Origin of the sequence: Rhizobium sp. RHZ02, from assembly GCF_014851575.1 — a bacterium.
GTDB classification, from domain to species: Bacteria; Pseudomonadota; Alphaproteobacteria; order Rhizobiales; family Rhizobiaceae; genus Rhizobium; species Rhizobium altiplani.
In genome coordinates this window covers 1-9,252 of the sequence record NZ_JACUZX010000050.1, presented here as the reverse complement: position 1 = coordinate 9,252, position 9,252 = coordinate 1, and the positions used below count along the sequence as shown (strand labels likewise).

Here is a 9,252-nt window from a genome sequence, read left to right as displayed (position 1 = left end):
ACTGCTGGCCTTCCTCGAAGCGCTCTGATTATGCCGAACTACCGCATGGCCGAAACGAGGCTCGACAACGGCTAAACTCGGTCATGCGGCATAATCCGGCCCACGGCATAATGCGTCAATTCGTGACTCAGGATGGCAAAATATGAAGCGTCGTCCCGGAAGGCGTCGCAGTGCGGCATCTGAATATAGTCGTGGGCTGCGGCATAATAGGCCGACGAGCCGCCATGACGGATCATGGCGCCGGTGTTGGCAAAGAAGCGACCGGCCTCACCGAGGCGGTCGAATGGATCCGACAGATTTGCTGGCTTGTCAACCCGGGCACCGAGGCCATCGATCTGATCGGCATTGAAGACGGTGTAGGCTTTCATGAAGGGGATGGAGCGCTCGACGTCGTCGCCGCCATCAGCCGTTTCGGTACGGATGATCGAGCTGGCAAAGACGACGGTCGTTCCGCTTTCGCCCTTGCGAACCGCGCCGCCGAGTTCGAGCGCCTGGCGGAATGTCATCCAGGTCGAGGACGAGAAACCGCGGGCGATTGCCTCCGACCAGAGGAGAATGACGTTGATCCCGGAATAGGCTGCGCCATTGAAGCGCAGCGGTCGTGAGACCGGATCGGACGAGTAAGCGCTATGCCAGGGTTGGGTCCAGGGACGGACACCCTGTTCGAGAGCGGCAATGATTGTGTCGGTGATGCGGCCGTGGATGTCGGATCGTTGGCTGGTTTGCTGCCTTGTCATGCTGGAACCTCCGCTTGGGGTCGCGACCATCGCGACCTGCTACGGCGGTCCAAAAGCCGGGCTTCAAGCGCTGGCCGGCACCCGAAGGGCCGAAACGCCAGTGGAGGACGGCAACGCCGTTGCGGCCAGTGCGAGCCTGGCAGGACCGAAAGCCGCAGCAGGACGCGGGGGACGCGGGTTCAAGCGGATCCACAGGTTCAGGAGGCAAACACCAACGCGACCGGCACCTTGGCGTGCTACCCAAGATATCGCGTCCCGCACCGACCGCCCCCTGGCATCCGGTTGGGAGGCCATCTTGGCCAGCGGCCCCTGTGCGACCGCACACAAAGGCCGCACATATGGAAGCAAACGAAGGCGCGACCGGCGCTCTTCTTACATTCCTCATCGACCAGATATTGAAGGAAGCGCAGGATCAGGCGCTGCTACGCGGTATCGAGTACAATGCGGAACACAGTAGAGCGCAGATTAGTCGGCTTGCCGCTTGATTTTGTGCGTAATGTCTTCCACTTGAAACAGTCAACACCACTCGACTTCAAAATCGTCGATATTGAAAATCGCGATATTGTCGCCCTCCTCACCGAACGCGCTTTTGTACGCCACGCCGTCGTAACCGAGGGAGCGAAACAACTCAGCGAGGATCTGTGTGGGAGCGTACTCCGCTGCGTCGTCGGACCTATCTGCCGGCGTTGAGAATGCCTGTCGATATCCGACCAGACGGCTTTCTCCAACTCCGCGCGTTCTGGCTCTTTGAAGTATATGAACTGCTTTTCGGCGAGCATGCTGCAGTCGATCAGTTTCGGTTCGCGCAAACATTTCAAAACGGCGACAGTCACGTAAGCGCCGATCGCAGGTCTGACTTCCGATACTGCCATGGCGTCGTCTGTCGACATATAGAGACAGGGTATGCCGCGGGGGGCACGCGCCCGTCGCTGGCCCGGTCACGCAAAGGCATCATGCGGGTCTTGTCGGCCGCGCACTCGATATCGTCGATGTCGATGTCTTCACCGTCGTCGCCGGTTTGATATATCGGCCTCAGGCCATGTGCCATTTGAGCGCGCATTAACCTCGCGCCCACATTGACGATATTCTCTCAAGTATGACACGTCGCGGCGACGGCTTGCAGAAATTCTTCCGTCTCCGGAGTCACCTTCGTCACCGGCCAGACGCTTCACTTCTATGGCGGCGCGTCGATTGGAAGAGCTGCACTATTAAGTGCTGCGGCTGGCCTTTTTTGGATGCTGTTTGGCACAAACAGCATCCTCGTCATGTTTGAACCAGGGTTCGTAAGGAGCGACTGTCGGCACCATCAACTTTAACCTTTAAGGAAAAGACATGACCGACATCCCCATCGTCATTGCAGGTGTCAAAATTCCCGATGGCTCCATGGCGAAGGCAGCAACGGAGCTAGTTCGAGATACCGAAACGGACCTGCTTTACCACCACTCGCGACGGGTCTTCCTGTTCGGCGCCCTGACGGGTGATCGCAAGGGCCTGAGCTACGACGCAGAACTTTTGTACATTGGCGCCATGTTTCACGATATGGGCCTCATGGATTCGCACGCGAGCGAGACGGAACGCTTCGAGGTCGACGGAGCGAACGCAGCACGGGATTTCCTGAGCGCCTACGACATATCGGAGCGCGACGTCGACGACGTTTGGGACTCGATCGCGCTTCACACGACGCCGGGCATCCCTCAGTATAAGCGACCGACCGTCGCCCTCGTGACTGCCGGGGTCGAGATGGACGTGCTCGGCATCGGCTACGACGACTTCACAGATGAACAGCGTGAGGAAGTCTGCGCATGCCACCCGCGCGGCCTGAAGTTCAAGCACGGCATCCTGTCATCCTTCTGCATGGGAACGATCCGGAAGCCTGAGACCACTTTTGGCAACGTGAAGGCGGACGTGCTCTCAAAGATGGATCCGACCTACCGACGTGTGGACTTCGCGGATCTCATTCTCCAGTCGAAGTGGGAGAGCTAGGCGGCAACTACACCGTCCTATTGGGTGAGCTACTCTTCCATCTGTTGAAAGCTCGCCCTGTACTGACCGGGGGTGACGCTCAGCCTTCGTAGGAAGACCTGCCGCATACGGTGTGGTGTACCAAACCCGCATTCGAACGCGATCTCCTTGAGTGCCAGACGGCTTCCTTCCAATAGGTTGCGGGCGGCGTCCAGCCGGGCGTTCTCGACAAACTCGGCTGGCGTCGTTCGCGCCTGCTCCGCAAACAGACGAGCAAAGCTCCTGCGGCTCATGTGGATGTGGTCGGCAAGCTCGTCCACCGTCAGACGGGACCTCAGGTTCGCCATGACAAACTCCGAGATCGCCGCCAGCGGAGACTTGGGATCCGCCGGCGCCACCACATATGGACTAAACTGCGACTGCCCGCCCTGGCGCTGGGCGACGACGACAAGACGCTTTGCGACTGTCAGAGCGATCTCCGTTCCGTGGTCCTCCCTCACGATGGCGAGCGCAAGATCGATCCCGGCTGTCACTCCGGCCGAGGTCAACAGACCGCCGTCCTTGACGTAGATACGGTCGCGGTCCACGACGGCGTCCGGGAAGCGCTCCGCCAGAGCGTCGGCATTTTGCCAATGCGTCGTCACCCGCTTTCCACCAAGAAGACCTGCATGTCCAAGGACGAACGTGCCCGTGCAAACCGATCCCGTTCGGACCGAAATCTTCGACAAGCGCCGGATGCATTCCAACATGCCCGTGTCCGGGAGGTCATCGGGAAGTTTCGGGCCGCCGGCTACGAGTACAAGATCGTAGCCGCTGGTGGCTTCGTCGTATGTTCGGTGCGCTTCCATCCGCATTCCGTTTGAGGCCGCGAAAATGCCCTCCGGTCCGACAACCTCGACCAGATATCTGTCGCCCTCCGGCAGAAGTGCATTTGCTTCCTCGAACACGTCCATCGGACCGGAAACGTCGATTGCTTGGACGCCGGGAAAGACGATAACAGCTACTGAGCGCATGCGAAGCTCCCGCCGTGGAATTCCTCAATGAGCACCATAGCCAACCCTTTGTTCAATCGGGATCGACCCGACATTGAAGAAGCGTCGAATAACACGATTGGCTGCACCCTACGAACATCGCATGATTGTCTCGATCAGGCGCTCGCACGTCCGCACCACGTTCTTGATAGGTGCGGTCGCGACGCCGAGCAGCAGCCCGGCCTCTGCCATTTCAGCGGACGCGTACCAGGGCGAAAGCGGTGCGGGAAACGTGCCGAAGGTCAATGCATCCCTGGCGATCGCAACGTCGGGCGCGCCCTTAGGCAGTTTAAGGAGGACCGACAGGCCCGGAGCCGAGACCGAGTCCGGGCCTAGGGTGTCGCGGAAATAGTCGAGAACCGGCTGCCGGGCCGCCGCGTAGGCACGTTTGATCCTCCTCAGGTGTCGCATGTAGTGCCCTTCTCGTATGAACTCGGAAATCGCCAACTGAACCGACGGACCGGGAGGCGGAGACAGGCAGGCCGCCACTTCGGCGAACCGGCCTGCGAGTTCGGCAGGAGCGATAACGAAACCGAGCCGGAGGGCCGGACTGATCGTCTTGCTGAACGAACCGATGTGAATGACACGGCCGCCGTTATCGATCGAGGCGAGCGCCGGCGCAGCCCGCCCGCTTAGCTGGAGTTCGCTCAGGTAGTCGTCCTCGACGATCCAGGCTCCGGTGCGCTCCGCCCACGCGAGAAGTTGCAGCCGTCTCTGCAGAGAAAGTGTCGCGCCAAGTGGTGCCTGCTGGCCCGGCGTCAGCACCGCGAGCTTCGCTTCGGGGCAGTTGCGTGTTCCGTGGTCGACGTCAAGGCCTTCGCCGTCGACGGGGACCGGGACCGGAAGCACATGAGCAAGTTCAAGGGCCCGCCGGGTCCAAGGAAATCCGGGATCCTCGAACCACGCGCTGTGGCCTTGCAGTCCGAGGACGTTGAGGGTCAGTCCAAATCCGCCTGCGAAGCCGCCGGTGATGATGACCTGAGAAGCCGAGCAGTTGATCCCTCTGGCCACGGCCAGATACGCTGCGATCTCACGTCTCAACTCCAGCTCTCCGCGAGGGTCCGGGTAGAGAGGCGGCGCACTTAATTCGGCGCGAACGGCACTTGCACGCAGCCGGGCAAGCAATTTCGAGGGCATGGTATGAGATGCCGGAACGCCCATCTGAAACAGTGCGGGTCCTTGAGTCATCTCAAGATACGCCTCAATAAATGAGCCTGCCGTCGGCGACGTCCCCCTTTTGGAACCGGAGCGGGGACGATCCGCCACCCGCGTTCCCGCGGCCCCCGAAGCTTCGATCAACTGCGCGGCGGCGAGCTTCTCGTAAGCAGTCCGTACCGTTCCCCGCGCGACGCCGAGCTGTACTGCAAGATCCTGCCACGAGGGAAGCCGTGCACCCGGTTCAAGTACCCCATCGTCTATGGCTCTGGCGATCCCCCTGCGGATCTGCTCGGACAGGGAGTGTGATTCTGCCCGGTCCACGGTCAACTTCAGCAGCGTGCTCATCTGGTCATGGTACACTAATTCTTCGCGTTTTTGGTTCTTTTTTCTGGATCATGATGGGAGCATTTTCAATGCGTCTCTGAAGGAGAATGAACCATGAAACGATCGATTAATTCCGCTGCAGCCGCACTTGCGCTTGCCATTTCGATTGCGGGACCAGTGCCGGCCCACGACGCCGAGCGGGAAAGCGTCACGCCGAAGTTCGCCCAGGCGCTCGCCAACATTCCTGGCAAGTCCATGCGCGTCGTCGAGGTTGACTACGCGCCCGGTGCCTCCTCGCTCCCGCACACGCACGCTCCGTCCGCCTTCATCTACGCCTACGTCCTCTCGGGCGAGGTGGAATCGAAGGTCAACGACGGCGAAACCCGTAGGTACAAGGCGGGCGAAAGCTGGTTCGAGGCGCCCGGCGCCGTTCACTCCGTCAGCCGCAACGCCAGCGACACGGTGCCGGCAAAACTGCTTGCCGTCTTCATCGTCGATACCGACGAGACGAAACTCACCACCCCTGTCAAGGAATAAAAGGAACTCGAACGATGACAAGAAGGCTCGACTACAATCAGGTTGCTCCAAACGGCGCCAAGGCGCTCGGCGGCGTCTATGGCTACGTGCTCCAGAGCGGTCTGCCGGGTGAACTGGTAGACCTCGTGTATCTGCGAGTATCCCAGATCAACAACTGCGCCTACTGCCTCGACATGCATACTCGCGAGCTCCTGAAGCGCGGCGTGAAGATCGAAAAGCTCGCGCTGGTTCAGGCATGGGAGGAAGGCGGCAACCTCTTCAGCGAGGCCGAGCGCGCTGCGCTTGCCTGGGCCGAAACCGTGACTCTTGTTGCGGAGACCGGCGTACCGGACGGCGCATACGAGGCGGCACGCCAGGTCTTCGACGAGAAGCAGCTTGTCGATCTTACGATCGCCATCAGCCTGATGAACAGCTACAATCGCATGGCGATCAGCTTCCGCAACACGCCTCAAGCGGTCCTCGAGACCTGACGGAGGACAGAACATGGCTGTCGTTGAAATTTCCGGCATCAGGATTCCGGACAGCAGGCTGGCCCGCGAAGCGAGCGAGTTCGTCCGAGAGATGGAGAGCACGTTGCTGTTCGAGCACTCCACGCGTGTCTATTTCTGGGGCGCGATGGCCGGGCAGCGGAGGGGCCTGAACTTCGATCGGGAACTGCTCTTCGCGGCGGCCATGTTCCACGACGTCGGCCTGACAGCGGGCTTCAAGGAGAGCAGACTGCGCTTCGAAGTCGACGGCGCGAACGCCGCCCGGGACTTTCTTCGCGGCCACGGCATCTCGGAAGACGACATGCAGAAGGTCTGGCTCGCGATCGCGCTGCACACGACACCGGGGATTTCGGCGCATCTGGACCCTATCGCGTGCCTGACTGCCGAAGGGGTCATGATGGACCTCGTCGGCGCCGACTATGACCGGTTCGACGAAGACCAGCGAGCTGCCGTCGAAGCAGCATATCCGCGCGGAGCCGGCTTCGCTGAAGGTCTACTCCAGGCACTTTACGATGGCCTGGAGCACCGACCGGACGTCACTCAGGGAACAGGTCTCGCCGACGTGATGGCGGACAAGAACGCTCATTTCCATCGCCGCAACTTCTGCTGCCTGATGCGGAATTCCCCGTGGGCATGCGACGATTGCAGCTCCAGCTAAGAGGTTTTCCCATGTCGAAAATACCAGACGGAGTACGAATCCCTGACAGCCAGATTGCCCGCGAGGTCACCGAATTCATCCGTGACACCGAGAGCGACCTGCTCTTTCACCACTCCGTACGGGTCTACTTCTGGGGAGCGATGACCGCAAACAGAAAGCGAATGATCTTCGACCCTGAACTGCTTTATACGGCATGCATGTTCCACGACCTCGGACTGACAGAGCAGTATGGTGACAGCCAGCTCCGCTTCGAGGTCGACGGCGCCAATGCCGCAGCCGACTTCCTTAGAAGCCGTGGGATCGCGCCAGGGCAGATCGAGATCGTCTGGAACGCTGTCGCGCTCCACACCACTCCCGGCATTCCGGAATTCATGCGCCCGGAGATCGCACTGGTTCAGGCGGGCGCCGGAATGGACGTGGTAGGACGTGGTTTCGACGAGTTTTCGCCCGAGGAACGCGAAGCTGTCGTCGCAGCATATCCTCGCGAGGACGCCTTTGCAGAAGGTATCGTCGACGCCTTCTATCATGGAATGAAGCATCGCCCCCAGAGCACGTTCGGCACGTTCAACGACGACATCCTCGCGTTCAAGGATCCGGCGTTCGAGCGGGTCGACATCTGCAAGGCGATATTCAGCTCCCGCTGGAAGGTGGAACCTCGCTGCTGCGGACACGAGCGCGATCATGCGCATTGAGAAGAAGACAAGTTGCCGGGTCTGTGACGTCCAAATCTGCTTGATACCGCAGATGTTGAATCTTCGGGCCCGCGCTCACGAATAGGAAAAACGCAATCATGAAGACACGAACGTTTCTCGTCACTGGTGCGAGCAGAGGCATTGGCAGAGCGCTGTCACATCGCCTTGCCGAATCCGGCCATCTGGTTGTCGGCATCGCACGCGGGAAGGACGCGACCTTCCCTGGGGAGCTCGCCGCTATCGATCTCAATGACGACCGCGCGACCTCCGAGGCATTGGCAGACATGGCGAAGAAGTACTCCTTCGACGGAGTGGTGAACAATGTCGGGATGGCCAAGCTCCACCGTCTCGGGGAGATCGATCTGGCCGACGTCGACGGCATGCTCCGCTTGAATATCCACTCGACAATCCAGACCACCCAGGCCGTCCTGCCAGGTCTCATGGAGAAGAGATGGGGAAGGATCGTTAACGTGACGAGCCTTGTGACGACCGGGACACCGCTCAGGAGCGGATACGCGGCTGCGAAGGCCGCGGTCAACAGTCTCACGCGAACATGGGCGATGGAACTCGCCGAGACCGGCGTGACCGTCAACGCCGTTGCGCCCGGTCCGACCGAGACCGAGATGTTTCGGCGAAACACCCCCTCTGGCAGCGAGGCCGAAGCTCGCTTTCTTTCGATGATTCCGATGAGGCGCCTGGGTAAGCCGGAGGAGATCGCAGCCGCGATCGCCTTTCTGCTCTCGGAGGACGCATCCTACATTACCGGACAGATCCTCTTCGCGGATGGTGGCGGATCTGTAGGACGAGCCTCAGTCTGACAGTTCACAGAGAACGGGCCGTCTCCAGCGACGGCCCGTGAAGTTTTGCACCCCTGGAACCAGAACTATCCGCTCCCGCTAAAGATTGCGAGCGATCAATGATCACGAGAAATGAATGCGGGTCTCCTCGAGCATTGCGACGACCTCGTCCGAGACCAGGCGGATCAAAGGGTCTCTCTTGTCGCGCCTGCGTGTGAGCAGGAACACCTCCCTGTTTGGGGGGAAGCGGACCGAGATCGCAGAGCCGCGGCGCAGCGTCGCAGCGTCGCTGCGACCAATATAGTGAGGTAGGAGCGCCAGCCCCGCTCCGGACGGTGCGGCGACGGATTGAGCGAAGTGGTCGTTCGCCCGAAAGGCGAGACGGGCGCGCGGAAAATGCGTTGTCACCCATGCCGCTGACGGAAAATGCGCGCTTCCCGCTAAGCTATTGAATTCATGCGCGAATCATGTCTCCCAAGCAAGCCATTTTGGACCAATTTTCCGATTCAAGCTGGCGACCATCTCCGGCACGAAAAGTGACGTCTTCCCAATAACGTGGGCCAAGCTGAGCAGTCCCGGGAGACCTTCGCATAGAGTGCGGTCGTCTCCAGCTTGCTATGTCCGAGCAGAACCTGGATGACGCGGATATCGGTGCCATCCTCCAGAAGGCGGGTGGCAAAGCAGCAACGACAGCGTCGATCGGCCGGGAGCCTGAAGAGCGGTCATTGCTTAGGGCTAAACCGTCGGCTGCGTCCAGCTCGATCGCAACCGAGAGCGCTCTGAGCAGCGGCTGAAAGTTCTTTCTTGCCCCCTGTCTCCCTGCTATCCTGAAAGTGAGGAGACGGCGCCATGAGCGAGAGCCGAAAGC

11 protein-coding genes and 2 pseudogenes are annotated in these 9,252 nt (G+C 60.4%); 7 read left to right on the top strand and 6 right to left on the bottom strand.

Annotated features, from left to right (window positions below):
• Positions 1–107: 107 nt before the first annotated feature.
• Positions 108–737, bottom strand: a pseudogene (locus IB244_RS30990) (ArdC family protein); the annotation flags it as partial.
• Positions 738–1,075: 338 nt separating this feature from the next.
• Here IB244_RS30990 and IB244_RS30985 point away from each other — a divergent pair.
• Positions 1,076–1,222: a hypothetical protein gene (locus IB244_RS30985; RefSeq protein WP_192306842.1), complete on the top strand. Its 147-nt coding sequence runs from the start codon at positions 1,076–1,078 to the stop codon at positions 1,220–1,222.
• A gap of 31 nt (positions 1,223–1,253) precedes the next feature.
• Here the strand turns inward: IB244_RS30985 and IB244_RS33280 are convergent, their stop codons facing one another.
• Positions 1,254–1,550: an RES family NAD+ phosphorylase gene (locus IB244_RS33280; RefSeq protein WP_192306840.1), complete on the bottom strand. Its 297-nt coding sequence runs from the start codon at positions 1,548–1,550 to the stop codon at positions 1,254–1,256.
• A 528-nt stretch (positions 1,551–2,078) separates the two neighbouring features.
• Between IB244_RS33280 and IB244_RS30975 the strand changes: the two genes are divergently transcribed.
• Complete coding sequence (locus tag IB244_RS30975) at positions 2,079–2,720, top strand: HD domain-containing protein (RefSeq protein WP_312867300.1); 642 nt, start codon at positions 2,079–2,081, stop codon at positions 2,718–2,720.
• 29 nt (positions 2,721–2,749) lie between these two features.
• Here the strand turns inward: IB244_RS30975 and IB244_RS30970 are convergent, their stop codons facing one another.
• Positions 2,750–3,712 carry a GlxA family transcriptional regulator gene (locus tag IB244_RS30970; RefSeq protein ID WP_192306836.1) on the bottom strand — a complete coding sequence of 321 codons (963 nt, stop codon included), beginning with the start codon at positions 3,710–3,712 and terminating at the stop codon, positions 2,750–2,752.
• 108 nt (positions 3,713–3,820) lie between these two features.
• Complete coding sequence (locus IB244_RS30965; RefSeq protein WP_192306844.1) at positions 3,821–5,233, bottom strand: PLP-dependent aminotransferase family protein; 1,413 nt, start codon at positions 5,231–5,233, stop codon at positions 3,821–3,823.
• A 93-nt stretch (positions 5,234–5,326) separates the two neighbouring features.
• Between IB244_RS30965 and IB244_RS30960 the strand changes: the two genes are divergently transcribed.
• From IB244_RS30960 to IB244_RS30940, 5 genes are all read left to right on the top strand, one after another.
• Entirely contained in the window at positions 5,327–5,749 is a 423-nt protein-coding gene (locus tag IB244_RS30960) for a cupin domain-containing protein (RefSeq protein WP_192306834.1), read from the top strand.
• A 14-nt stretch (positions 5,750–5,763) separates the two neighbouring features.
• A complete protein-coding gene (locus tag IB244_RS30955; RefSeq protein WP_112422722.1) occupies positions 5,764–6,219 on the top strand; it encodes a carboxymuconolactone decarboxylase family protein in 456 nt (151 codons plus the stop codon).
• Between the two features lie 13 nt (positions 6,220–6,232).
• Positions 6,233–6,895, top strand: a complete 663-nt coding sequence (locus IB244_RS30950; protein WP_192306832.1) for an HD domain-containing protein — start codon at positions 6,233–6,235, stop codon at positions 6,893–6,895.
• 11 nt (positions 6,896–6,906) lie between these two features.
• The gene (locus tag IB244_RS30945; RefSeq protein ID WP_210334364.1) at positions 6,907–7,587 is read left to right on the top strand and encodes an HD domain-containing protein; all 681 of its coding nucleotides are present in this window, start codon (positions 6,907–6,909) and stop codon (positions 7,585–7,587) included.
• A gap of 98 nt (positions 7,588–7,685) precedes the next feature.
• Entirely contained in the window at positions 7,686–8,405 is a 720-nt protein-coding gene (locus IB244_RS30940) for an SDR family oxidoreductase (protein WP_192306828.1), read from the top strand.
• 102 nt (positions 8,406–8,507) lie between these two features.
• Here IB244_RS30940 and IB244_RS30935 read toward each other — a convergent pair whose 3' ends face one another.
• The gene (locus IB244_RS30935) at positions 8,508–8,792 is read right to left on the bottom strand and encodes a hypothetical protein (protein ID WP_192306826.1); all 285 of its coding nucleotides are present in this window, start codon (positions 8,790–8,792) and stop codon (positions 8,508–8,510) included.
• A gap of 98 nt (positions 8,793–8,890) precedes the next feature.
• Positions 8,891–9,073: pseudogene (locus tag IB244_RS32650) on the bottom strand (tyrosine-type recombinase/integrase); the annotation flags it as partial.
• Positions 9,074–9,252 lie beyond the last annotated feature (179 nt).